We start from the raw sequence: 24,746 nt of genomic DNA, 5'->3' as shown, positions 1-24,746 counted from the left end.
GATGAACCGAAGGCTGACGTGCTCTCAATCCGTACGATTTGCCCATGCAACACCATGAAGGGGCCGGAAAAAGGAACACATACGACGAAGGCGGTGCCGTCCTTCGACGTCGAACGCTCACAGCACGCCGCATAGGCTCCCCTGAAGCTCGGGAAAGACTCAACGCGATGATCGCTCGATCACGCGATCGTCTGAGCGCCGAGGGAGAGTTCGCTGAGGATGAGATCGGCTCGTCTGCTTTGGGCCCGGAGGTTACCAAAGCGGAGGTATCGGGCGCACACCGTGCTGCGCGGGTGCGGTTTTCTCCTTCGCCCCGAGCTCTTGCAGGTGTCCTAGTCCTGGCGGTTCTGGGAATCCTGGTTGCGCTGCTCGTCTTTCCTCGTGCTGGGGCACCTGGTGAGGTTTCGGTCATGGTTTCGGGAACGGCATCTCCTCTTGACCCGGACCGGATTTCCGCCGCCGGCGCAGATGGTCAGTTTTACAAGGAGCGGGCGGCCGATAACGAAGGCGACGCCAGCACAGACTCGGTCATGGTTCACGTGGTGGGTGCCGTCGCCCGGCCGGGTCTGGTCCGTGTGCCTCAGGGGTCCTTGACGAATGACGCTATCCAAGCCGCAGGCGGGCCTGTGCCGGACGCGGCCCTTGATTCTCTGAACCTCGCTGAGCCGGTCCGTACCGGACAGCAGATCAAGGTTTTGTCACGTGAGGAGGCGGAACATCTGGCGAGTGGCACCGAGAGAGGCGCCGGTCCCGAGGCTGCTTCGGGGAGCCCGGGGGCGAACGGCTCCGCCGCGAAAAGTGGCCCGACCGCTTCGGGGAAGATCGACTTGAACCGTGCAACCGTCAACGATTTGCAGACGCTGCCCAAGGTCGGGCCGAAGCTTGCCCAGCGGATCGTGGATTGGAGGACCGAACACGGACCGTTCCGATCCACAACCGATCTCGACGCGGTGCCGGGTATAGGTCCTACATTGATGCAAGCTCTTGAACCGCTGGTGACTGTGTGAAGAGCGACTCGCATCTGGACCTTCGGTTGCTTCCAGCAGCCATTGCCGCATGGGCAACCGCCCTCTGGGCGGGAAGCCATTATCCGGTCCACGCCACGTGCAGCGTGGCGGTCTTGTGTGCCGGCTTGGTCTCCGGAGCGGGCGCCCACGTGCGCGAGAGAAGATGCCGACGGCGCGTAGGCCGGGTATCTGCGATTCTGGCCGGAACTGGCAGCGTCTGTCTGGCCGCAGGCTCGGTCCTCTGGTTCGCTGTTCCTCCGTCTCACGACATGAGCCGAATCTTGAGACAAGCTGCCGAACGCGCTCTCGTGGTCCGTTGCGTGATCGTCCCGGTTTCCCAAGAACGTGTCGTGGAGACGAACTTCGCGAAGAGCCGGGTGAGCGAGGCAAACCTGGTGAAGATAGAAGGCCGGAACGGATTGGTACAGGGATCGGAAAAGGTCACGGTGTTCAGAAACGTGACGGATCGGAATTCTGAGAAGGAAAACCGTAGTTCCAGAGCCTCGCGGTCCGCGCAGGGCGTGATCGCTCGTATAGACATGGCGGACGATGGGCGATTCCAGCTCCGCATTCTTGCCGAGGATGGGCTGATACATGGCTACCCTCCTGAGGGCCATTCACCCAACGGGTGGGCTGGTCGGTTGCGGAAGGCAATGTCGGAACGTACCGAGAGGCTATTGCCTTCGGATGTCGCCGCCCTGACCACGGGTATGTCCTACGGGGACGATGCGGATCTTTCGGAGGGGTCTCGGCAGGCCCTCAGAACCGCAGGGCTGACTCATCTCACGGCCGTATCCGGCTCGAATGTAGGCCTCGTTTTCATGATGGGGGTTCATATGGTCCGCTGGACCAAGTGTCCACGGAATCTCACGATCCTTGCAGGTATCGGCGCCGTGTGGGGATACGTGAACCTCGTGGGGCCGGACCCCTCGATTCTTCGGGCCGCGTCGATGGGAATCATCGGAGGGACCGCGATGATCCTCGGCAGAGCGGGCACGGCCAGTTCAGCATTGTGGGTCAGCATCGTGGGGCTGTTGTGTGCCGATCATCAGATGGCCACGGATGTCGGATTTGTGCTCTCCGTTCTCGCAACCGCAGGAATTCTCGTCCAAGGTCCGCCGTTGTCCCGTGTGTTTTCGGCTGTCTTGCCTCGCCTGATTGCAGATCTAACGGCCATGACGATTGTCGCTACTTTGTGGTGCGCGCCCGTCCTCGTGTGGCTGTCCGGGTACTGGAGCTTATACACAGTGGTCGCGAATCTCGTCGTGGCACCTGTAGTCCCTGCAGCCACCTTGTGCGGGATCCTGGCGACGATCCTTCCCATGGTTCCGGTTCTTTCAGATTGTCTCGTGATGTGCGTGGGAATGGGGGCCTCGTGGATCGATACCGTAGCCAGGATGATCTCGTCCTGGCCTGTTTCCCGAATCCGGATCGGCTCCGGCACGTTCGCCATAGCTTCATCCGTTGCTTTGAGTGTCTCTTGCGTCATCCTGACCTATCGCCTCGATCCGGCCCGGGGAACTAGGTCATGTCTCCTTTATTGACGTGGCCAAGTCAGGACCGCGCTGAGGCCGACTGCCGCACGATTGGTGACCGCGAGTTTGTCATAGCGTGTTGCCAACCCTCTCCACTGTTTGACGTAGGCGAAGGAGCGCTCGACGTCGCTCCTGTTTTTGTACCCTATGGAGTCAAATGCCGGAGGTTTCCCGCCACTGTGGCCACGCTTCTTCCGGGATGCGACCTGGTCCTTCTTCTCAAGGATCACCGCCTGGATGCCGCGGTTGTGCAGGTGCTCACGGTTGGCTCTGGGCCCATAGGCCCGGTCGCCGAGAACCGAGTCCGGGCGTGTGCGTGCACGGCCAGCGCCGATCCGTGGGACTCGAATATCAGCGAGCACTTGAGGCAGTATGACTCCGTCGTGGCGTTGGCCGTCAGTGACCACGATCGCCAATGGTCGACCCCGACCGTCAACGGGATGATGGATCTTCGTCGTCAGTCCGCCACGTGAACGTCCGATCCCGTGGCCGGCAGGTTCACAAACCTTCTCGGGCAGATTCTTCTAATTCGATGTTGCCGCCTGTGTCCTGGTCAGGACGACGGGTGTTCGTGCCGTGTTGGTGAGCGCGATTGATCGTGCCATCGACGGAGATGTTCCAATCGATATCGCCAGCTGCGTCAGCGTCAGCCAAGATCTGAGCCAGCACTCGATCCCACGTGCCGTCAGCAGCGTAGCGCCGATGTCGTTTCCATACCGTCTGCCACGGACCGAAGTGTTCCCTGGGCAGATCGCGCCAGGCAACGCCGGCGCGGTAGCGATAAATCATTCCTTCGACGATCCGGCGATTGTTCTCGAATGGTCGAGCTCTCCTACCGGTATTGGAAGGTAGGAGTGGTTCGATTCGCTCCCACAGCTGATCAGTGAATACTTGATGTCGTTGCTGTGTAGTCACTCATACAGCGTCCCAGTGGTGAACTCGTCATTAAAGGAGACACGCCCTAGCTGCTGGGCCAACGCATCGCAGAGACCCTCCTCGTTGCAGTCATTGCGGTCGTCGTGTCCGCCGTCGTTATGCCCATCCGCACCCGCGACACTGCTGCCTATCTGACCAGCGGGTTCTACGATGCCCTCACCGAGCTGCTCAGCGATCTCGCTGATCGCGTCGAGAGGACAACGGGGCACGACGATGCGAAGCTGTTCGGTCCGGTCCGTGTCATCGACGACCTCGCTAGCCGACGACGCATTGCCGGTGCGCCCTTCGCCTGGAGCCCCGTCGGCATCTTCGCCATCGGGCCACCGACACCACCATGGCAGAGCTGACTCGTCAGATCCGACGTACTGCGACCTGGGCAGGCACCGACAGTGCAGGGCCCGGGGCGGCTGTGGATCTGCGCGAACTCTCGGCCATGGCTGAGAATCTCGCTCGACCGGTTCCCGTCACACCGGCGGCTGCGGGAGCATCGGACGCGAACATTTCGGCTGGCGAGACTTCTCCACAGGGCAGACCGTCATCCATGATCCGGCGATGCATCGGGGCGACCTCAAATCTGGTTTGGGCCCCGAATCGGGCCCGGTCCCTGGTATTGAAATGACCGTTCTGCTCCGTCAGTGATGATCTTCGCGCCTGACTTCATCCAGCAGCACGGCCGCAGAAGTCGACGTCAAGATCTCGATGGTAGAGGCTTGATTGTCTTTGTGCTCGTTGTCGAGAGCATTGATGTGTCCAGCTGGACGGGTGGTCTCTGCCCCATGCTGTCGATGTCGGAATCGTCGCCACGGGACAAAACGATGAGTGCGTTGATTGGCTATGCGTTCGAGTGCCATCGGCTGCCTGGCAGCTATGAGCAAACGACGACTGGCGCGTGCGCCTCGATCGGAGTGGGGATTCGTAGATTTGATTGCTCACGTGGGGGTCGGCAGCTGCGATAGCTCCCCTGTATCGCACGGGGTCCATATTGCGCAGTAGTCACCGGCAGATAAGAGAATTCGCGCCGGGTCAACACCGCGTTCAGCCGTGTACAAAGGCCAGAAGCGCGATGATGATCATCCTCACCGCACTCTCGGCAATGAGCAGTGAGTCGGTTCAATCACGAAATGGAAGTGGGCCGATTCGCAGATGCAGCCAAACACGCTGAGTGCCGCGAGCAGCGGCTGGAAGAACAGAGAGATAGCGGGGCGCTCGGAGATGCCCGACTCAGGTCACCCGCGCAGCGGCCCTCTCAAACGCAGTGAGAAGAGCTTCGCCCAAATTCACTTCTTCCGGCCGCATCTTTGCGAGGTGTTGCTTTTCAGATGGCAGGGACATAGTCCGGAGCCGGACCGTTTTCGGCGAGGTCTTTCTGTATATCGGCAAGGGAGTGGCGGTGGGCCATGACCAGTAGTCCGCGGTCACCGGTCACGTTCACGACGCGGGCGTTCGAGTCGATGACGCCTTGATTGCCGCCGGGTTCCCAGGCAGCCGCTGCCGCTACGTAGTGGATGCCGGCAGATTTGGTGGCGTTGACGACTCTGTCGTGCATGGCGATGACGTCGGGGTGGTCGATCTCTCCCTCTCGACCCAACGCCATGGCGAGGTCGAATGGCCCGAAGACCAGCCCGTCCAGACCGGGGACCTGCGCGATCGCTTCGACGTCTTCGACGCCTTTGATGTCCTCGATCAGACCGAATACGAGGGTATCCTCATCGGCGCGTCGATAGTCAGTGCTCCAGTCTTCAGTGAGGTGCCCGAGCCAACGTACTGATGGGCACGCTCCGCGGGTGCCGAGGGGTGAGAACTTTGTCGCCCCGACGATGGACTCGGCCACGGCAACCGAGTCGACGTGGGGGACCATGATGCCGGTGGCTCCGGCATCGAGGACTCGGCCGATGAATGCAGTGTCGTGGTCTGGAACTCGAACGATGCTGTCGACTCTGGATGCATCGGCGGCACGGATGAGCTCCGCGATCTGTGACAGGTCCATCGTGCCGTGCTCTGCATCGAGCCAGGCATAGTCGAAGCCGGTATAACCCACGACCTCGACGATCTCGGGGTAAGGGAACTGAATCGTGGAGCCGAAGGCTCGCTGGCCGGCTTCGAGCTTTGTGCGGATGTTTCGGGGCGCAATTCTCATGGCAGATCCCTTTCGTGTTTGACGGTAGGTCATTCACGCTACGAACTCCCGGGTGGAGAGTCCACGACTATTCGGGACTCTTGTTGTTGCATTTCAGGTCCGAATACGCCTCGCTTCGTCACGGTTGAAGTGGTTGCGGAAAGCGCTCATGTAAGAGACGGAGTATTGCACCCAGATCATCGTCATTATCGCGGTCGGCTCTCCAGCAAAGGTAGGTGGTGGCCTGTAACTCGGGTGGCATCGGTCGGATGACGACGCCGTCACCAATGACATGTCTGTGCCAGGGAGCGTCCTCGTTCGCGATAGTGAGACAACACGCGTCGCCTTCGGCGATCACGGCTGCCAGCCCCCCGACGACTGCGGCGTTGACCTGAACAACCTCGCCCGCTGCTTCCACATAGGGGACCAGCGGTGATTCTATTGGGCCGAACCCGGGCTGGAGAAGCAGTCGCAGACCCACAATGTCCTCGGGCAGTACTTCGGTCAGGGCTGAGTTGTGTGGTGTGTCTGGTAAGGCGAATGCCGGAGTCTCGATCATGATGGGTAAGTAGTGAAGCCGGTGATCGCTTCGACGCCGATTCACCAAGCCTAGCGAGAGGCTGCCATCGACAATCAGGTCCATCTGCGCGAACGAGTCAAACAGCTCCAGGCGAACGGCCGCGTTGGGCTCAGTCTGCAGGACGACGTCGTCGATGATCGCTCTCGCCAATTCTGCTCTCACCGATGTCATCCCGATGGACAGTTCCACCAGGTCAACCGCCTGTCGTCTCATGTCGCGAGTCAGCGCGTCCATTTCCTCGACAACCTTGAGCGCTCGGGGCTGCAACGCGCGTCCGAGAGGTGTGATTTCAACCTTACGAGTTCCCCGGATGAAGAGCGGACCTCCTACCTCGCGCTCCAGTTGCTGAATGCTCCTGCTCAACGGGGAGGCGGAGATATTGACCCGCGCCGCTGCTCTGGAGAAATTCAGCTCGTCAGCAACGGCCAGAAAATGATGCAGATGTCGAAGCTCCATACCTCTATTATGTCCTGGCTTGCAACCATCGGTACCCAACTCGGTCATGGACTGCTGTTGATCGCGACTCGTAGACTCGAAACCCGATGATGACTGCGCTTCCGACGAGATCCCGTTTCGGTCAACGCTGATGGGAAAGGAACAGATCTGATGACACTACCTACCGCCGATGAGGCGATCGGTTACTTCGACACTCTCTCCAACTGGGGACGGTGGGGAGACGATGACCGTCTGGGAACCCTCAACCTGATTACTCCGGAGACCCGCAGACGGGCAGCTTCGCTGATCGAATCCGGCGAGATCATTTCACTCTCACGCAATATCGATGCGGCTGACCCTGACCCGCTGAAGACGGGACTGACATCGACGCAGCGGTTCATGCAGATCGGCGAAGCGAGCCACCATCTGGGCGACAGCGTTCGCTTCGACGGCGTGACGGAATACGTCGGCATCGCCGCTCACGGCTCAAACACCCACCTGGACGGTTTGGCTCACTATTCCTGGGACGGGAAGAACTACAACGGGTTCGACGTCGCAGCGAACACCACCTCGATCGGGGGAGCCGGAAAGCTCTCAGTCCATCATGCCAGCGACGGCATCGTCGCTCGTGGCGTGCTCCTTGACATCGCAGGACTCCACAAAGTGCCGTGGCTGGAGGCCGGACACGCCGTCACCCCGGAGGAGCTCCTTGCCGCCGAAGAACGTCAGGGCGTCACCGTCGGTTCGGGAGACGTGCTCATCGTGCACACAGGCCACGTTGCTCGGGTGTTGGCCGAAGGCCCCGCCTTCGGGCCAGACAACCCCTATTTGCAGCTCCAAGCCGGTCTGAGCGCAGCATGTCTGCCCTACCTGCGTGAACGTGACATCGCGGCTATCGGAAGCGATGGGATTCAGGACGTGCAACCTTCGGGCTTCGACACCCTGGACCTTATCCGCCCGATACACGAAATCGGTCTCGTTGCGCTCGGACTGTGGCTCATCGACAATATGGAACTCACCGAACTCGCAGCCAAATGCGCCGATCTGGGCCGTTCGGAATTCTTCTTCGCCATGCTGCCTTGGCGCATGGTCGGAGTCACATCGAGCGCAACTAACCCCGTGGCACTGTTCTGACCGAAACGTCGGTGGCTGCGGAAGCGATGGAGAACGCGTAGAACTGCTCCCCGTAAGTTGGTGTCTGTTTGATCCGACCAACTGCTGGGGAGCAGTTCAGTTTCACGAAGAGCCTTCCGCCTACACTCCAGGAATGGAGAGTCGACCGGACCTCAGTGCGGCGATGACACCACCGTCGACGAGAAGGTCGGTACCGGTGATGAAGCTGGAACGCGGATCGAGGAGGAAGTCCGCCGCGTTCGCGATGTCCTCTGGTGTGCCGAGGCGTTTGGTTGCAGAAGCGTCGAGCATGGCACGCATCCCGCCCCCGTCGGCTCCCGAAAGCTCCAACTGACCCATCGGTGTGGAGATGATCCCGGGGCTGATCGAATTGATCCGTGCCCCTCGATCGCCCCACGATGGTGCGGCGGCCGTGACGCGCAGCCGGTTCGCTCGTTTGGCGAGCGAATATGCCGCTCCGGCATCAGTGAGATTCTCGGCAGAGAGGAAGGGAAGCTCAAGCAGCTCATCCGTCGGCGTAGTCGCCAAGGCCTGCTCGAGGTCTTGAGGACTACTTCCCATGTGTCCTCCCATGCTGGAGATCACAACGCCGGCACCCCCTTCTGCAATGACATGTTGGAATTCCTCGAGTACGATCGCAGTGCCCAGCAGATCCACGTGCAGGATGGCTGTGACCGGGGCCTGCTGCGGAGACACACCAGCGGTATGTGCGACTGCGATGACCGGGCCCAGGCTTGCAGCGGTATCGGCAAGCGCAGCGACTGACGCTCGATCGCTGACGTCGACCTTCTGTTCGACGGCGGCATACCCGTCGTCTCGCATCGACGCGGCGAAAGCCTCGAGACGTGTTTCATCGAAGTCAGCGAGCACGAGTGTGCGACCGGCTCCGACCCGACGCGCGATCGCAGCGCCCATTCCGCCCGACCCGATGATGACAAGTACTGGTTTAGGCATGATCTCTCTTTGCGATTGTGTGTCTGAGATTGTCGCGATCGACGCGTGAACCGTCGATGTAGACGGCTGCGATATTGCGAGTGTTCGAAATATCTTTGAGCGGGTCTGCGTTGAGCACGAGGAAATCGGCCCGATTGCCGACGTCAAGTGAACCTCGATCGGTGAGACCAAGCATCTGTGCGGGAAGCAGCGTTGCTGACTGGATGGCTGCGGCCGCGGGCATCCCGGCATGCACCATCGCCTCAAGCTCTCGGTGCTCTGTGAATCCCGGAAATTGCGCTAAGACGCCGGTGTCACCGGACAGAAGCACGGTCACCCCGGCATCTGAGTATCTGCGCAGGCCGGTCTCGAGAATCCGGTAGCCATCTTTCATGGATGTGACCACTTCCGGGTCGGCGCTCTCGATCATCGCTCGGATGGTCTGTCGCGACGCCTCGTCGACAGTCTCGGCCAGGGACGGATCGTCAAGCCATCCGCTGCCGTCAACCAGCATCTTCTGGATGCTCATCGAGGTGAAGACAAACGCATCGTTGTCTCGCATAAGAGTGAGCAGCTCGTCGTCCGGGCCGGGAGCGCGAACCATGTGCGCTGTGCCATCGGCACCGGCCCGGATGACGCCCTTGGCGTCGTCGAGTTCGTAGATGTGAGCGATTGCCCTCTTGCCGACTGTGTGCGCTTCATCGATGATCGCTCCATAGACATCCGGGCCGAACTTGTTCTTGGTGCCGTTTCGGTCATCGACCCAGAACTTGATTGCGTCCGGGTTATCTGCGAGCACCTCGTGTACGCGTTGTCGCCCTTGGTCAGGGGTGTCTGCCTCGAGAATCGCATCGGGGGCGAAGAAAGCGCCCCCGTTGCCATCACCGGGGGTGGGGGCCGCGATACCGTTCGATGCAGAAAGCAGCAGAGCCAACTCGGGATCGTGGAGCCTGCCCGATCGCTGTTCATCGCGGATCGCGATCTCCACGCCGTCACGATCCGTTCCCAGCGATTGCACGACGCTTACGCCGTAGTAGATGAATCGGCGAAGGTGATCGAGCACATTTTCGCGTGTGAAGTTATCCGCATCTGTCGCAGCGCCCTTGAGATATCCGGCGTGGATGTGCGGATTGATGATCGTCGGCATGATTGTCCTGCCGGTGAGGTCGACGCGGCGCGCGCTTGTCGGAGCCGAGATGTCAGCGATCCGACCAGATGCGACGATGATGCCGTTCGTGACGAGCAATCCAGCATCATCGATGGCATCGGAGCCATCGCCGACGATCAGTCGCGCTCCGTGAAACAGGGTCGTATCGGAGTTCGTCATTCGTTCGTGTCCTTTTCATCGATGAGCCCGAACTGTTCGGCCTTTTCGCGAGCCTGGGGGACTCCGAGAAAGTCATCGAATCCGATGATTCCGGGAATGCCGCCGAGTTCTTCTTCGAGACTGACGGCGGAACCTTCCGCCGAGAGGACGGAAAAGGCGCGGCTGAGCGCATTGCGCACGACGAGGTGTGTGAGGCCGTAGTAGAGGATCACATCCGTCAGTTTCCCAAGTTCGGCGGCGCTCTGTCCCGGGAAGTCGACGCCGAAGATCGGTACCCGACTCTCGTCCTTGAGGCGAAGTTGGATCGCGGAATCGGGGACTCCCGCATAGAACAGGCCGTCTGCCCCAGCTTCCTGGTACGCCATCAGGCGGTCGAATGCTGCTTGCGGGCCTTCGGTGCCGGCGGCGTCTGTTCTCGCGATGATCATCAGGTCCTCTGAATCTCGAGCGTCCACAGCCGCTTTGATCTTGTCCACCGCCTGCTCCGTCGGAATGATCCGCGGGCTCTCGACGATGTGCTTGCCGAAATCATGGTCTTCGATGTGAATGGCGGCGGCCCCGGCTTGCTCCAGGAGTTTGATGGAACGTGCGACGTGCAGCGGGTTGCCCCAACCGCCCTCCCCGTCGACGATCAGGGGAACGTCTGCGATGGGCGACAACCGTCGTACTTGGTCTGCCATGTCTTCGACTCCGATGTAACCGATATCGGGAACGGCGTATTTCGTCGCTCCCGTCGCATAACTTCCGATGTATGCGGCAGAGAAGCCGGCATCGCGGAGCGCCGCTGCGGAAATCCCGTCATAGATGGACGGAGCGATGAGCGGCGTACCGGATGCGATGAGATCTCGCAGTGAATTCAACATTCAATGGCTCGCTTCCTAAGAGGATGTCTCGACCCTAAAGCCGGAACAGTCAATAGTCCACGACCGTTTTGGGAGTGCTGCATTGCGCTGCGGGTCGCAATCCGGCAGTATCCCGCGGCTGTCGATTCGTCCCCAACGCTGGGCCGGGGTCACCGACGCTTTTCCGGTTGAACTCGGGAATCCGACTCGCGACCATACGCTCTGTGATGTGCTTGCTCTTGTTCGAGATGAACGTTGTGAAGTCGATGTCGGCGTCACCGCACGTGCACACCCGAGCCGACGACGATCTCCCCGATGACCGGGTGACCGGGCAGCTCGCCGACGACGAGAAGTCCGCCCGGGGTCTGGGCATCGGCGAGCAGGAACAAGTCGTCTTCGCTGACTAAGTCCTCGGCGGTGAGACTGGGGCGCACCCAGTCGAGATTGCGACGGGTTCCGCCGGAGACGTAGCCGGCAGCGATCGACTCATCGACTCCGCCGAGGCGGGGCACCGCAGTCCCATCGATGACCGCACCAACTCCGGAGGCACGGAACATCTTGAACAGATGCCCGAGCAGCCCGAAGCCGGTGACATCGGTGACCGCACGCACGCCAGCGGCCACGGCTGCCTGTGCCGCATCGCGGTTGAGTTCGGTCATCGTTGCCACAGCTTCGTCGAAGTATTCCCCGGTCTGCTTGTGGCGGTTGTTGAGGATCCCCACGCCGATGGGTTTGGTCAACGTCAAGGGCAGACCCACCTCGGCGGCGTCATTGCGCATGAGCTCATCTGGATGGGCGATGCCGGTCACGGCCATCCCGTACTTGGGCTCCGGATCGTCGATCGAATGCCCGCCGGCGACGGGACAGTTCGCGAGGGCTGCGACATCGAGTCCGCCGCGCAGCACCTCGGTGAGCAGCTCCATCGGCAGTTTCTCACGCGGCCAGCCGACCGGGTTGATCGACGTGATCGGCGTCCCACCCATGGCGTAGATGTCCGAGATCGCGTTCGCTGCCGTGATCCGACCCCAGTCGTAGGCCTCGTCGACAACCGGGGGAGAAGTCCGCAGTCGAGAGCACGGCCAGGTCTTCGCGGACGCGGACGGCAGAGGCGTCGTCACCGTCGTCGAGGCCTACGAGAACATCCGCTCCGGCCTGGCCGGTGAGTCCCTTGACGGCTTCCTCGAGTTCGCCCGGCGGGATCTTGCAGGCCCACCCTCCGCCGTGGGCGAATGAGGTCAGAGGATCATCGATGGCAGTCATACCGCGAGACTAGGGCGTGTCTCCTTTAATGACGAGTTCACCACTGGGACGCTGTATGAGTGACTACACAGCAACGACATCAAGTATTCACTGATCAGCTGTGGGAGCGAATCGAACCACTCCTACCTTCCAATACCGGTAGGAGAGCTCGACCATTCGAAAACAATCGCCGGATCGTCGAAGGAATGATCTATCGCTACCGCGCCGGCGTTGCCTGGCGCGATCTGCCCAGGGAACACTTCGGTCCGTGGCAGTTGGCAACACGCTATGACAAACTCGCGGTCACCTATCGTGCGGCAGTCGGCCTCAGCGCGGTCCTGACTTGGCCACGTCAATAAAGGAGACATGACCTAGTATGGAGGATGATCTGGGGGAGGTTCGCGCGTGCTTGTGAATCAACCTCGTGACTTTTCACCGACCGCATTGCACCATCGTTCGCCTCATGGAGAAACCCTGTGCCCCCACGTAGATCAGCCCGTGAACCCTCGGGTGGCCCCACTTGGCGTGATGTTGAGCCCGCGCCCGTCGTCCTGCTCTATGGGCCCGAAGAGTACTTCGCGTCCCAGGCCAGGCGGCGTCTGGTGATGGCGGTACGCGAAGGCCGCGGCGAGGTTGAGGTCCACGAGCTTTCCGGGAAGGACTACACGACCGGTTCTCTGGCTATGGCCACGAGTCCTTCGCTCTTCGGAGACGCCCGTGTCGTCGTGGTCAGCGAACTCGAGAAGATGAACGACGAGTTCCTCGCCGAGGCCATCCCGTACGTCGAGTCTCCCGACCCGGAGTCAGTCGTGATTCTCCACCATGGGGGAGGCAACCGAGGGAAGAGACTGATCGACGCTGTGAAGAAGTCTCGAGCCCCCATGGTCGAGTGCAAACCCCTCAAAACGGACCGGGACAAGACAGATTTCGTTTATCAGACTTTCCGGGCCGATCAGCGTCGCATCGAGCCCGATGCCGCCCGTATGCTGATTGCCGCGGCTGGCAGCGATGTCTCCGAGCTCGCCGCGGCCTGCCACCAGTTGGTCGCGGACGGGCCTCCTACGGTCACGGATCAAGTCGTGGAGAAGTACTACGGCGGAAGAGTGGAGGTGACTGCTTTTAAGGTTGCGGACGCCGCGGTCAGCGGTAACAGTGGTTTCGCCCTTCGGACCTTGAGACAGGCGCTGGATTCGGGCGTCGATCCGGTCCCATTGGTTGGAGCCATTGCCGCTCGTGTCCGCCACATAGCGCAGGTCCACGGCCGGAGGGAAAACCCGAATGCCCTGGCCAAATCGTTGGGATTGGCTCCATGGCAGATCGAGCAAGCACAACGCGACTCACGGCGATTCAGCTCGGAAGCACTGAGCCAAGTCATCCGGAGCCTCGCCGCGGCGGATGCCCAGGTCAAGGGTGAGGCCCAAGACCCGGTTTATGCCTTGGAACGGGCGGTCCTGACGCTGTCCACCGCGGGCTCCAGGTAGGCCAAACACCAGGTCAGACAAAACGAAAGGCCCCTCCGAATGGGGAGGGGCCTTTCGACTCACTTCTCTAGCTGCAGACTAAGACAGAGCGTTGACACGCTTGCTGAGACTCGACTTCTTGTTAGCAGCGTTGTTCTTGTGAAGAACTCCCTTGCTAACAGCCTTGTCGAACTTCTTGCCGACGAAGCGAAGAGCTTCTTGAGCCTCTTCCTTGTTGCCGGCTTCAACAGCAGCATTGACCTTGCGGACGGCGGTACGCAACTCCGACTTGTAAGCGTTGTTGCGTAGGCGCGCCTTCTCGTTAGTCAGGATGCGCTTCTTCTGAGACTTGATGTTAGCCACGTAAAAACTTTCTGTTTTGTCTAATAGGTCAGTGAGGGCAAACGAGCCGGATCTTGACTGAGCGGCGTGGGGATACCTATGGCAATCCGGCCCGCAGTGCCCGATGACCATCGGACACACAACTGTTGAGTTTATCAGAGCTGAATGACTCGGGCCAGGGCGGACACGTAATGAGCTAGGCCACGCATTGGCTTCCGTTCCAGGCGAGGACGATGTACATGGGGAAACCCGGAAAGCGTTTTATCGGCGGGAATTCACCGCGGAGACCACCAGCTCAAACGTCTGACGGTCCAGCGAAGCACCCTCCCGTCGCACGTTGTTCGGATCCACCTTAATGATGCGGTCGATCTTGATCTCCGACGGGCGTGACTGTGAATCCCACGGTCCGGAACCGATGTCCACGTATCTGTCATCGTGCTCATGAGCGTTGTTGTGGTCTTTGCTGGTCAGCATCAAGCCCAAGAGCTCCTCGCCATCGCGGCCTACCAGAAGGACCGGACGGTCTTTGCCTTTTGAATAGTCTTCTTCGAACGGAACCCAAGTCCAAACTATTTCCCCGGGATCTGGCCGACCATTCGGATTCGGCGCGTAGTCAGCTTTTAACCGACCGCGATAGTCTCCCTTGTAACCCGATGCATTGCGCGGCGCGCGGTTCCCCGCGGAGCGGCCCGGTTGTGGTCTGCTTGAAGTATTCTGCGCTTTTCGAACCTGGCGAAAGACACGCCTTGTCAGCCGGAAAATGCGGTTGATCGTGTACCCATCGACATTCATGTCCACCAGCTTAGGGGAGAACTTCGCGCCCCACGCGAAAACGTGGGAAACTTGGTCATTGACCGGCACACGTGTGCGTACACCCAGGAAAGGAAGTCTTCCGTGGCACCTCAGGCGAGTCAGGCCCCACGGCCCGCCGCAACCGATCCGAGCATTCTTCGGAACTTTTGCATCATCGCCCACATCGACCACGGCAAGTCGACTCTCGCTGACCGTATGCTCCAGGCGACGGGGGTCGTCACGCCTCGTCAGATGAAGGCCCAGTACCTGGACAGAATGGACATCGAGCGTGAACGCGGAATTACCATCAAGTCCCAGGCCGTCCGAATGCCCTGGGAACTGGACGGGTCCTCCTACGCGCTCAATATGATCGATACGCCCGGACACGTCGACTTCACCTACGAGGTTTCTCGCTCCCTGGCAGCATGCGAAGGCGCATTGCTGCTGGTGGACGCGGCCCAGGGGATCGAGGCCCAAACATTGGCCAACCTGTACCTGGCCATGGAGAACGATCTCGTGATCATTCCGGTCCTGAACAAAATCGACTTGCCCGCAGCGCAACCTGACAAATACGCCGAGGAAATCGCGAACCTCATCGGCGGCCAGCCCGAGGACGTCCTGAGGGTCTCGGGCAAAACCGGAGAAGGCGTAGAGGAGCTTCTGGACAGAATCGTCCGTGAGATCCCGGCTCCTCAGGGTGATCCTGACGCTCCGGCACGTGCCATGATCTTCGACTCCGTGTACGACTCATACAGGGGAGTTGTCACCTACGTACGCGTTGTCGATGGCAAGCTTGCACCGCGCCAACGCATTGCGATGATGTCGACGGGCGCCGAACACGAACTCTTGGAAATTGGCGTGATTTCGCCCGAACCGAAGCCGACCGAAGGCCTCGGCGTCGGAGAGGTCGGTTACCTCATCACGGGCGTCAAGGACGTTCGCCAGTCGCGCGTCGGAGATACCGTCACGGACGGCCGGAAACCCGCACAAGAATCGCTCGGAGGGTACGAAGACCCCAAACCGATGGTCTTTTCGGGGCTGTTTCCCATCGACGGATCGGATTACCCGGTACTCCGTGACGCGCTGGACAAGCTCAAACTCAACGACGCCGCCCTCGTTTACGAGCCGGAGACCTCGGCCGCCCTGGGATTCGGCTTCCGCTGCGGGTTCCTAGGGCTCCTCCACCTGGAGATCATTCGGGAACGCTTGGAACGAGAGTTCAACCTGGACCTGATCTCCACGGCACCCAACGTCATCTACGATGTCGTCGCGGAAGACGGTTCCTACCTGCGTGTCACGAGCCCCAGCGAATTCCCCGAAGGGAAGCTGGAGACCATCGCGGAGCCCATGGTCGCGATCACGATCATTTCCCCGAGCGAGTTCGTCGGCGCCATCATGGAATTGTGTCAATCCAGGCGCGGACAGATCGGCGGAATGGACTATCTGTCACAGGAACGTGTGGAACTGCGCTACCGATTGCCCCTCGCCGAAATTGTGTTCGACTTCTTTGACCACCTCAAGTCTCGGACCCGTGGCTACGCTTCCCTGGACTGGAAGTTGGACGGTCAGCAGGAATCGGATCTGGTGAAGGTGGACATTCTTCTCCAAGGCGAGCGTGTTGACGCATTTTCGGCGATTACTCACCGGGACAAGGCCTATTCCTACGGCGTCTCCATGGCCTCAAAGCTCAAGGAACTCATTCCCAGGCAACAGTTCGAGGTTCCGATTCAGGCGGCCATCGGGTCGCGCATCATCGCCCGAGAAAACATCCGGGCCATCCGCAAGGACGTTTTGTCCAAGTGCTACGGCGGTGACATTTCCCGCAAACGGAAATTGCTGGAAAAGCAGAAGGAAGGCAAGAAACGCATGAAGACGATCGGTCGCGTGGAAGTGCCCCAAGAAGCCTTCGTCGCAGCCCTTAGCTCCTCCGATGAGGCCAAGGACAAACCGAAAAAGTGAGTCCTGCTCAGCCAACTGGCGATCCGGCCCCTCGCGACGGCCTCCTGCCGCCGTCCGTCCTGCGGCAAGCCGAAGGACGAACGTTGAGCCTCTACGTCCATGTGCCGTATTGTTCCGTCCGCTGTGGATACTGCGATTTCAATACCTATGCCAAAGAAGACTTCGGCGAAGGCGTGGGCCGCCTGACATATGCGAAAGACGCTCTGCGCGAGCTGCATTTTGCTCGCGAAGTTCTGCAGGCCTCGGGTGTGAAGAAGCGCCCTCTTCACTCCGTATTTTTCGGCGGGGGCACCCCAACGCGTATTCCGACTGACGATCTGGTTGAGATCCTCCGAACTGCCGTCGAGACGTTCGGTTTGGTACCTGGAGCCGAAGTCACTACGGAAGCGAATCCGGATTCGGTCGAGCGGGAAGACCTCGTTGCCCTCAAGCAAGCGGGTTTCACGCGAGTTTCCTTCGGGATGCAGTCGGCGGTTCCTCGTGTTCTCGAGGTCCTGGACCGAACCCATGAGCCGTCCAACGTGCCCAAGGTAGTTCGCTGGGCCCGTGAAATAGGCTTGGAAGTATCCGTGGATCTGATCTCGGGCGCCCCCGGAGAGACGCTCGAGGAATGGCAGACTTCCGTCAAATCCGCGATCAGCTACGAACCGGACCACATTTCCGCGTACTCCCTGATCGTTGAGCCTGGCACCAAGTTGGCGGCACAGATCGCCCGGGGCGTTTACACGGCAGTCGACGATGACCAACAAGCCGATATGTATCTCTTGGCCAGCCGCCTATTCGAAGAAGCCGGATACGGGTGGTACGAAGTGTCGAATTGGTCTCGAACCGTCGAAACACGCTCCAGTCACAACCTGGCCTATTGGCACAATCAGGACTGGTGGGGGATCGGCCCGGGAGCGCATTCCCACGTCAACGGGACGCGCTGGTGGAATGTGAAACACCCACTGCCTTACGCGCAACGAGTACGAGCCCAAGATTCACCGGCGGCGGCTCGGGAGATCCTCGACGACGACACTCGCTATATGGAAAACGTGATGTTGGCGGCGAGAATCCGCGACGGATTGCCGTTGTCGAGTTTGAGGCCAGACGGTCGTGAAAGAACGTCGTGGCTGGCAGATCAAGGACTCATCGACCAGGCAGCCCTCGACGACGGCACCGTACTTCTGACGCTCCAAGGACGTCTGCTGGGCGACGCGGTCGTGCGTGATCTGACGGCCTGAAAATAGTCGATGGCGTTCAGCGCCGCCGGCGGCGGGAGAACCAGTCGAAGGCGCGCGTGTTGTAGTGATACTGGTACGGATTGCCCCGGTTTACCTTGATGCCCGCAATGAGCGAGGAAACCGCCAGATAAACCCATACAGCCGCCGCGATCAGCCCAAATATCCAGCCGATCCCGGGAACGACCGAGAGCGCGACGCTCACCACGACAACCACCGACGGCAGCAATGTGAAATTCAAGGCCTCGCGAGCCTCTTGAGCGGTGAAGCGGCCACGTGCCCGCAAGGTTGCGTAGATGATAGCGGCCGGAACGCATCCTACGACACCGCCGAAGTGGGCCATCGTGGCCATCGAGCGATCGTCTTTGACGCTGAGAGGCTCCGGAGTCGCGGACACACCTTCGAACGGGGGTTTCTTATCGGTGGAAGTGGTCGTCAAAACCTCGCCTTTTCTTTCGGGCAGACATGAAAGCGTCAAGGACGCGATTCCAAATATTACCGATTAGTTGAGCCAAACGGGTACGTACTTACCGCCACATTGCCACGGATTGCGGTTCGGTGCCAAGGCTCTGGGGCTGGGGCAGTCGATTACGGGGCCCCGGGCTTCGCCGTCAGAAAATCGATGATGTGTTCAACCGGGCCCAGAATTCCCGGGTCCAAGTCCGCGTAGGTGGTGACGCTGGCAAGGATCTTCTTCCACGCCGCCGCACGCTGTGCAGGCGTTTCGTGAGGCCAACCGATTCTCTGGAGAATCCCGGTTTTCCAGTCTTCCCCGCGAGGAACCTGCGGCCATTCGCGGAGCCCCACGGCTTTCGGTTTCACGGACTCCCATACGTCCACATACGGATGACCGACAAACAATACGTTGCCTCGGGCACCCGGCACCTTCATGGCCTGCTCGGCAAGTCTTGATTCTTTGCTGCCCGTAACCAAATGGTCCGCGAGGATTCCCAACCTCCGCTCGGGACCGGGCTCGAATTCTCGAATGATTTCGGAGACATGGTCTAGGCCGTGCATGGGCTCGACAACGATACCCTCGATGCGCAGGTCATCTCCCCATACCTTCTCGATCAACTCTGCGTCGTGCAGACCTTCGACCAGCATTCGCGATGCCCGCGCTTTTCTTGCCTTGGCTCCCGGGACTGCGAGCGAACCCGAACGCGTGCGTTGCGGCTTCGATGGCGTTCGCGCACGGGGAGGCACGAGGCGCACGGGCTCGCCTTCGTACAAGAATCCATGCCCCAGAGGAAAAGCCCGGACAGCTCCGTGGCGGTCTTCGAGCCCGACCACGCGTTGGCCGCCGATCGACTGCAAGCTCACCGCCGCGCCTACCCAGCCGGATTGGACCTCCTCGATGACCATGTCCTTTCGGACTTCAAGGTCCCGGGGCTCAGGCGGCTGGTTGCTCAATCCGGCGCTGCCCAGTTCCTGGGGGCCCCATCCGTAGCGATCCATGCAACTTCCTGTCCTGTGGTCCAAAAATTTCCAAGAGCGGGCGCGCGGCCCGTCGCCAATATAGCCTCTCCGCCGAGAGCTGAGCATCCGGCGGCGCGTTTTTCGACAGCGGGCATGCGGCGTAGACTTAGCAGTCGGACCGGGGGAGTGCCAATGGGCTCCCGCCACGAAGCATCTACAGTCAGGATTTTGCGAGGAGGGCGAGACCGTGAACAAGCCACGCCGGCTCGATGTCCTGAGCGCGATCGTCGAGGACTACGTGCACTCGCGCGAGCCCGTCGGTTCAAAAGCCTTGGTCGACCGGCACAAACTCGGTGTCTCCAGCGCAACTGTCCGTAATGACATGGCCGCCCTGGAAGACGCCGGAATGATCATGGCCCCTCACGCGAGCGCCGGCCGGATACCCACGGACAAGGGTTACCGCGCATTCGTGGATCAGATCGCATCGATCAAGCCGCTGTCCGTTGCGGAACGTCGGGCGATCACGAGTTTCCTGGACTCGTCGGACGATGTCGATCAGATGATGGAAAAGACTGTCCGTCTACTGTCCCAATTGACTCGGCAAGTCGCACTTGTTCAGTACCCCACGCGGACCGGGGCGAAAGTCCGGCACCTTGAATTGGTGACCATGGCTCCGCGATTCGTTCTGGTTGTCATGATCACGACTCGCGGGGGAGTCGGCCAGCGCGTCGTCGAGATCCCTAAGGAACTCTCAGAAGAGACGTTGACGGGGATTCGTCGCGGTTTCCTGGACGCGATCCTGGATCGTCCTGTGGGGGATTTGGAGGCTTCGCTGGTGACCGCGGTCGCCGGATGTGAGCCAGCGCATCGTGATTCGGCCAGGATTCTCGCCGGAATGGTGACTATCCTGGGTCGAGGCGAACAGGAAGAACGCCTGCTCATGGCGGGTACTTCTTATCTCGCGGAGTCCACGGACGACTTCAACCGCAGCATCGCGCCCATCCTCGACGTATTGGAAGAGCAAGTCGTCATGTTGCGTTTGCTTTCCGAAATCGGCGAGGACGCCAGGGGCGTCTCCGTCCGGATCGGGCGGGAGAATTCGGACACTCCGTTATCGGATGCGTCCGTGATTGCGACGGGGTACGGGCCGCAACTCGCCTCGAAAGTGGGCATCGTCGGGCCGACACGAATGGATTATCCAGGGACCATGTCCGCGGTGAGGGCCGTCGCGCGGTACCTCTCCCGCATCTTGAACGAATAAATCCGCGCGCACAGCCGTTGACGAATTGGAACCCACGCGGTTTCCGACCGCAGATCAAGGAACATCAGTGAGCGACCACTACCAGACTCTCGGCGTCTCGCGAGACGCCAGTCCAGAAGAAATCAAGAAAGCGTACCGCAAGAAGGCGCGCACCTTGCATCCGGATGTGAATCCTTCGCCCGAGGCGGCAGAAGAATTCAAGCGCGTCTCCCACGCCCACGACATCCTCTCGGACCCGGACAAACGCCGCGTCTATGACACCACGGGGAACGAGAACGGCAATAACACCGGTTATGGCGGTGGCTTCCCCGGCAGCGGGTTCGGTTTCTCGGATATCTTCGAAACGTTCTTCCAAGGCGCCGGCGGACCACGGGGCCCGGAGAGCCGTGTGCGTCAAGGCCAGGATGCCCTCATCAACGTACGGGTCAACCTGCGGGACGCCGTATTCGGAACAGAAAAAGAAGTCACCGTGGATACCGCCGTGACTTGCTCCCTGTGCGAGGGTCAAGGAACCGAGAAGGGAACCGAGCCCGAAACCTGCGACGTCTGCCACGGGCAAGGTCATATTCAGCGTCAGGTCCAGTCCATTCTCGGGAATGTCGTCACCACGGCCGAGTGCCCGAGTTGCCGAGGCTTCGGCACGGTCATCAAGCACCCGTGCCCCGAATGTTACGGCGAGGGCCGAGTGCGTCAGCGCAAGCCGCTGACACTCAAGATCCCGGCGGGTGTTTCGACCGGTACGCGAATTCGACTCAGCGGCGAAGGCGAAGCCGGAACCGGCGGTGGACCGAACGGGGACCTCTACGTCGAGCTTCGCGTGAACCCGGACGAAACCTTTACGCGTGAAGGGGACGATCTCCACGCGACCATGACGGTGCCCATGACTGCAGCAGCGTTGGGCACCACCATCAACCTCGAAACTTTTGACGGTACGCAGGAAGTCACGGTCAAGCCCGGAACCCAGACGGGCCAGACGACCACGCTTCGCGACCTGGGCGTCACCAAGCTCCGCGGCACCGGACGCGGCAACATCGTTGTTCATTTCGAGGTCGAAACACCTTCGAAGATCAACGACGAGCAGCGCGAGCTGTTGCGCAAGCTTGCCGAGCTCCGGGGAGAGGACGACGTCGTCGGCGAAACGATGCAGAACACGGGACACGGATTTTTCTCGCGCTTGCGGGATAGGTTCCAGGACTGACCGGCTTCCATGACGCACCCCGTTTTCTACGTCGAACCGCAACACATCGAATCCTTGGCAGCCGGGGAAACTTATGAATTGGTGGGATCGGAAGGGCACCACGCGAAGACCGTGAAACGACTCGGCGTGGGAGAACCTCTCGACCTGGTTGATGGACGCGGTCATCGCGTCGGCGGTGTCGTCACAGAAATCATTCCGGATGGTCTGGCCGTGTCCGTCGAGTCGGGGCCGGTGCAAGACCCCTCCAGTTCGGTCGTGTTGATCCAGGCACTTGCCAAAGGTGACCGCGACCTCATGGCGGTCGAAATGGCCACCGAACTGGGCGCCAGCGCGATCTTCCCGTGGCAGGCCGAGCGAAGCATTGTGCGGTGGAAAGCAGACCGTGCAGCGAAAGCTCACGCGAAATGGGGCAAAACGGTTTCGGCGGCGGCCAAGCAGGCCAGGCGCTCTTTGGTCCCTCACGTCGGTGAATTGTTGTCCACCTCCCAGGTCTCCCGGCTCATGGAACCGGGGGACCGGATGGTCGTCCTTCATGAGGAAGCCGCGGTGAGCCTCGTGGACTACCTTGGTTCGGTCCAGAGGACGAATAATGATGCCGGTTCGGGCCGCATCTTCGTAGTCGTCGGTCCGGAAGGCGGGATATCCCCTCACGAGGTCCAGACTCTCGAGGAGGCAGGGGCTCAGTGCGCGGTTCTGGGCACGGATGTGCTGAGGAGCTCGACGGCGGGGGCAGCGGCGATCGCGGTCATCAATGCGATGATCGGGCCCTGGCGATGAGAGGACCTAGTCTCTGATCTTGAACTGGTGGTCATCGTAGAGGCTGACATCCTGGTCGGATACCGCCAGCCCCGGGTCTCGAAGATCCCTTGTGCGGATATAGATACGGATTGTGTAGTCGCCAGGGGACAGTGTTTTGCTGAATTGAATCTCCTGGAGACCGGACTCGCTGCCGGAGAGTTCTTCGTTGCCGGACGCTACTTCAGAACCGTTCTTGCGGATGTCCCAGTACACCCTTGAAGCCACATTGGTGGCTACCATTTTGACGCTGAGGTTCGATGTTGACACCACGTCCTGTTCGGGGTCGATGATCCAAAGAGGCGCTGCGACGGCGTCGTCACGGACCATCGGCTGTCCCAGCGTCTGCTGCCCGAAGCGGTACCCTCGGTGGCCATCGACCAGGATGATGACCTTCATGGTCGGTCCCGCATTGGCTATGCCGCCCGCAGCCGCGGCGGCAGTCGCCGTGTAAATCAGTTGTTGGACCGCGAGATTTGCTTCGTCGTCGGACAGCGAATGGTCAAAGATGTCGGAGGAAACGTTGAGCGTCAACGTGCCGTCCGTAGACATCGACGATCCTACGGACTTCGCGGGCTTCCACGGATTGTGATAGTCCGGGTCGCTGGGATGGACTCTCGTCAGCATGGACACCGCGGTCGCCACCACGTCGCCCGCCGATGCGGCGTCGTCCGCTTGGTAATCCCTGTACTCGCGGTACAGGTAAGAAGATTTACCGGTATTGCCGAGCCAGTACAGCGGAACCTTCCGGTCAGATTGTGACGGCGAGGAGGTCGGCGTGGGAGATTCTTCGGATTCGCTTGCCTTATTGGCGGCGTCCAGCAGACCACAGCCACTGAGCACACTGGGAAGAACGCACAAGACCACGACCGCTCCCGCGACCGGGCGCCACGTGCGTGAGATCATGTTCTGAGTCCTCCAGGTCAGTTCGCGCCATGACGGCCTTGCGTTCCGTGCACCCAGTCTAAAGCGTTGACGTGAGTTTCGACTCCCTGAGGCGTCAGTGACATGGGCTTCGCTCGCATTCGGCAGAATCTCGTGGTGCGCTCGCGACAACAACGGTAGTCTTGGACAATAACTGGGTCCTCTGGAACATAGGGGTCCAACGCCCCTTGAAGGAGAGGTAATTCCGCATTTGATGACCGCATCCACGCCTGGTCTTTCACGTCCGTTGTCCGTTTCGAGGACATACACATTTCGAAGCCGCGAGTCCATGGTCGAAGTCCTTGGGCCGCAGGATTCGTCATTGCTCATCATCGAGCAGGCGTTCTCGGATGTTTCCCTAGGTGTCAAAGGGCTCGACGTCGTCGTGACCGGGCCCTCGGCCCAGGTTGATTTGGTCATCAGGCTCTTCGAGGAACTCGAGGTCCTGGCCTCTCAAGACAGCGTCATCAGCGCCGAAGTCGTCAAGCGCTTGGTGGACCTGCTGATCAAGAATATGGCTTCCGCATCTCCGACGATGACGCAGAACATACTTTCGTCTCGCGGCCGGAAAATCAGGCCCAAAACGGTCAACCAGTCCTCATATGTGGAAGCGATCGACAACAACACCGTGATTTTCGGCATCGGGCCGGCCGGTACAGGCAAAACGTACCTCGCCATGGCCAAAGCGGTACAAGCGCTTCAGGCCAAAGAGGTCAACCGCATCATTCTGACCCGCCCCGCCGTAGAAGCGGGGGAGAGCTTGGGGTTTCTTCCGGGCAGCCTCAACGAAAAAATCGATCCGTACCTGCGGCCTTTGTACGACGCGCTTCACGACATGATGGACCCCGAATCGATCCCGCGGCTGATGGAGGCCGGAACCATTGAGGTAGCCCCTCTGGCCTACATGCGCGGTCGTACCCTGAACGATGCGTTCGTGATCCTGGACGAGGCTCAGAACACCACGGTCGAGCAAATGAAGATGTTCCTGACTCGTTTGGGGTTCGGCTCCAAGATGGTGGTTACAGGGGATGTGACGCAGGTTGATCTTCCTACCGGATCTGCGTCCGGCCTGCGGCAGGTCCGGAAGATTCTGAACGACATCGAGGAAATACATTTTTCCCAGCTCGAAGCCGTCGACGTCGTGCGACATCAGCTGGTGAGCGACATCGTCACGGCCTACGGGAAATGGGAGGACGAGCAGCAGGTCTCCTCCCAATCACGTGCGGGGCGGCGCCGGTCCGAGGGTGATATCGAGTGAGCTTCCCCGCCGAGACCGCTGGAGAGCAGAGCCTCCC

22 protein-coding genes and 2 pseudogenes are annotated in these 24,746 nt (G+C 60.4%); 12 read left to right on the top strand and 12 right to left on the bottom strand.

Annotated features, from left to right (window positions below):
- Positions 1–44: 44 nt before the first annotated feature.
- Complete coding sequence (locus sake_RS06910) at positions 45–1,007, top strand: ComEA family DNA-binding protein (RefSeq protein ID WP_178945682.1); 963 nt, start codon at positions 45–47, stop codon at positions 1,005–1,007.
- 269 nt (positions 1,008–1,276) lie between these two features.
- Positions 1,277–2,551 carry a ComEC/Rec2 family competence protein gene (locus sake_RS06905; protein WP_178945681.1) on the top strand — a complete coding sequence of 425 codons (1,275 nt, stop codon included), beginning with the start codon at positions 1,277–1,279 and terminating at the stop codon, positions 2,549–2,551.
- On the opposite strand, the gene sake_RS06900 is transcribed toward sake_RS06905, so the two are convergent.
- Positions 2,545–3,457, bottom strand: a protein-coding gene (locus sake_RS06900) for an IS5 family transposase (protein WP_371811885.1) whose coding sequence is annotated in 2 segments (ribosomal slippage) — positions 2,545–3,066 and positions 3,068–3,457 — 912 coding nt in all. Because the reading frame shifts where the segments join, the coding sequence is not laid out codon by codon here. The genes sake_RS06905 and sake_RS06900 overlap by 7 nt on opposite strands.
- Before the next feature lie 104 nt (positions 3,458–3,561).
- On the opposite strand from sake_RS06900, the gene sake_RS06895 reads away from it, so the two are divergent.
- A complete protein-coding gene (locus sake_RS06895) occupies positions 3,562–3,825 on the top strand; it encodes a hypothetical protein (RefSeq protein WP_178945680.1) in 264 nt (87 codons plus the stop codon).
- A gap of 968 nt (positions 3,826–4,793) precedes the next feature.
- Here sake_RS06895 and sake_RS06890 read toward each other — a convergent pair.
- Both sake_RS06890 and sake_RS06885 read right to left on the bottom strand, forming a co-directional pair.
- Entirely contained in the window at positions 4,794–5,615 is an 822-nt protein-coding gene (locus sake_RS06890) for an HpcH/HpaI aldolase/citrate lyase family protein (RefSeq protein WP_178945679.1), read from the bottom strand.
- A 118-nt stretch (positions 5,616–5,733) separates the two neighbouring features.
- Entirely contained in the window at positions 5,734–6,630 is an 897-nt protein-coding gene (locus sake_RS06885; protein ID WP_178945678.1) for a LysR family transcriptional regulator, read from the bottom strand.
- A 150-nt stretch (positions 6,631–6,780) separates the two neighbouring features.
- Between sake_RS06885 and sake_RS06880 the strand changes: the two genes are divergently transcribed.
- Positions 6,781–7,743: a cyclase family protein gene (locus tag sake_RS06880; RefSeq protein WP_178945677.1), complete on the top strand. Its 963-nt coding sequence runs from the start codon at positions 6,781–6,783 to the stop codon at positions 7,741–7,743.
- Between the two features lie 120 nt (positions 7,744–7,863).
- On the opposite strand, the gene sake_RS06875 is transcribed toward sake_RS06880, so the two are convergent.
- The 4 genes and pseudogenes from sake_RS06875 to selD form a co-directional block, all read right to left on the bottom strand.
- Complete coding sequence (locus sake_RS06875; RefSeq protein ID WP_178945676.1) at positions 7,864–8,697, bottom strand: SDR family oxidoreductase; 834 nt, start codon at positions 8,695–8,697, stop codon at positions 7,864–7,866.
- On the bottom strand, positions 8,690–10,003 hold the full coding sequence (locus sake_RS06870) for an amidohydrolase family protein (protein WP_178945675.1): 1,314 nt from the start codon (positions 10,001–10,003) through the stop codon (positions 8,690–8,692). The genes sake_RS06875 and sake_RS06870 overlap by 8 nt, the downstream gene beginning before the upstream one ends.
- Positions 10,000–10,866: an oxaloacetate decarboxylase gene (locus sake_RS06865; protein ID WP_178945674.1), complete on the bottom strand. Its 867-nt coding sequence runs from the start codon at positions 10,864–10,866 to the stop codon at positions 10,000–10,002. The genes sake_RS06870 and sake_RS06865 overlap by 4 nt, the downstream gene beginning before the upstream one ends.
- 254 nt (positions 10,867–11,120) lie before the next feature.
- A pseudogene (selD, locus tag sake_RS06860) lies at positions 11,121–12,105 on the bottom strand (selenide, water dikinase SelD).
- 59 nt (positions 12,106–12,164) lie between these two features.
- On the opposite strand from selD, the pseudogene sake_RS06855 reads away from it, so the two are divergent.
- Both sake_RS06855 and holA read left to right on the top strand, forming a co-directional pair.
- A pseudogene (locus sake_RS06855) lies at positions 12,165–12,419 on the top strand (transposase); the annotation flags it as partial.
- Between the two features lie 141 nt (positions 12,420–12,560).
- The gene (gene holA / locus sake_RS06850; protein WP_178945673.1) at positions 12,561–13,565 is read left to right on the top strand and encodes a DNA polymerase III subunit delta; all 1,005 of its coding nucleotides are present in this window, start codon (positions 12,561–12,563) and stop codon (positions 13,563–13,565) included.
- A 78-nt stretch (positions 13,566–13,643) separates the two neighbouring features.
- Here the strand turns inward: holA and rpsT are convergent, their stop codons facing one another.
- Positions 13,644–13,907 carry a 30S ribosomal protein S20 gene (rpsT, locus tag sake_RS06845; protein WP_129359619.1) on the bottom strand — a complete coding sequence of 88 codons (264 nt, stop codon included), beginning with the start codon at positions 13,905–13,907 and terminating at the stop codon, positions 13,644–13,646.
- A gap of 240 nt (positions 13,908–14,147) precedes the next feature.
- On the bottom strand, positions 14,148–14,747 hold the full coding sequence (locus sake_RS06840) for a type II toxin-antitoxin system PemK/MazF family toxin (RefSeq protein WP_243155657.1): 600 nt from the start codon (positions 14,745–14,747) through the stop codon (positions 14,148–14,150).
- A gap of 33 nt (positions 14,748–14,780) precedes the next feature.
- On the opposite strand from sake_RS06840, the gene lepA reads away from it, so the two are divergent.
- Entirely contained in the window at positions 14,781–16,637 is a 1,857-nt protein-coding gene (gene lepA / locus sake_RS06835; protein WP_129359620.1) for a translation elongation factor 4, read from the top strand.
- Positions 16,634–17,860, top strand: a complete 1,227-nt coding sequence (gene hemW, locus sake_RS06830) for a radical SAM family heme chaperone HemW (protein ID WP_129359621.1) — start codon at positions 16,634–16,636, stop codon at positions 17,858–17,860. Before lepA ends, hemW begins: the two co-directional genes overlap by 4 nt.
- A gap of 16 nt (positions 17,861–17,876) precedes the next feature.
- Here hemW and sake_RS06825 read toward each other — a convergent pair whose 3' ends face one another.
- Complete coding sequence (locus sake_RS06825; protein WP_238147601.1) at positions 17,877–18,296, bottom strand: DUF4870 domain-containing protein; 420 nt, start codon at positions 18,294–18,296, stop codon at positions 17,877–17,879.
- Between the two features lie 149 nt (positions 18,297–18,445).
- Positions 18,446–19,312 carry a DUF3097 family protein gene (locus sake_RS06820; RefSeq protein ID WP_178945671.1) on the bottom strand — a complete coding sequence of 289 codons (867 nt, stop codon included), beginning with the start codon at positions 19,310–19,312 and terminating at the stop codon, positions 18,446–18,448.
- A 208-nt stretch (positions 19,313–19,520) separates the two neighbouring features.
- On the opposite strand from sake_RS06820, the gene hrcA reads away from it, so the two are divergent.
- The 3 genes from hrcA (at position 19,521) to sake_RS06805 (ending at position 22,509) form a co-directional block, all read left to right on the top strand.
- A complete protein-coding gene (gene hrcA / locus sake_RS06815; RefSeq protein WP_129359623.1) occupies positions 19,521–20,534 on the top strand; it encodes a heat-inducible transcriptional repressor HrcA in 1,014 nt (337 codons plus the stop codon).
- Positions 20,535–20,601: 67 nt separating this feature from the next.
- Positions 20,602–21,732 carry a molecular chaperone DnaJ gene (dnaJ, locus tag sake_RS06810; RefSeq protein WP_129359624.1) on the top strand — a complete coding sequence of 377 codons (1,131 nt, stop codon included), beginning with the start codon at positions 20,602–20,604 and terminating at the stop codon, positions 21,730–21,732.
- A 9-nt stretch (positions 21,733–21,741) separates the two neighbouring features.
- Positions 21,742–22,509 (top strand): 16S rRNA (uracil(1498)-N(3))-methyltransferase, encoded by a 768-nt coding sequence (locus sake_RS06805; protein ID WP_178945670.1) that lies wholly within the window; start codon positions 21,742–21,744, stop codon positions 22,507–22,509.
- Positions 22,510–22,515: 6 nt separating this feature from the next.
- Here sake_RS06805 and sake_RS06800 read toward each other — a convergent pair whose 3' ends face one another.
- Entirely contained in the window at positions 22,516–23,433 is a 918-nt protein-coding gene (locus sake_RS06800) for a GerMN domain-containing protein (protein WP_178945669.1), read from the bottom strand.
- 307 nt (positions 23,434–23,740) lie between these two features.
- Here sake_RS06800 and sake_RS06795 point away from each other — a divergent pair, with 307 nt between their 5' ends.
- Positions 23,741–24,709, top strand: a complete 969-nt coding sequence (locus sake_RS06795; RefSeq protein WP_371811884.1) for a PhoH family protein — start codon at positions 23,741–23,743, stop codon at positions 24,707–24,709.
- The last annotated feature ends 37 nt before the right edge of the window (positions 24,710–24,746 follow it).

Origin of the sequence: Kocuria sp. TGY1127_2 (assembly GCF_013394385.1) — a bacterium.
Lineage (GTDB): Bacteria > Actinomycetota > Actinomycetes > Actinomycetales > Micrococcaceae > Rothia.
This window is presented reverse-complemented; position numbering and strand designations above follow the sequence as displayed.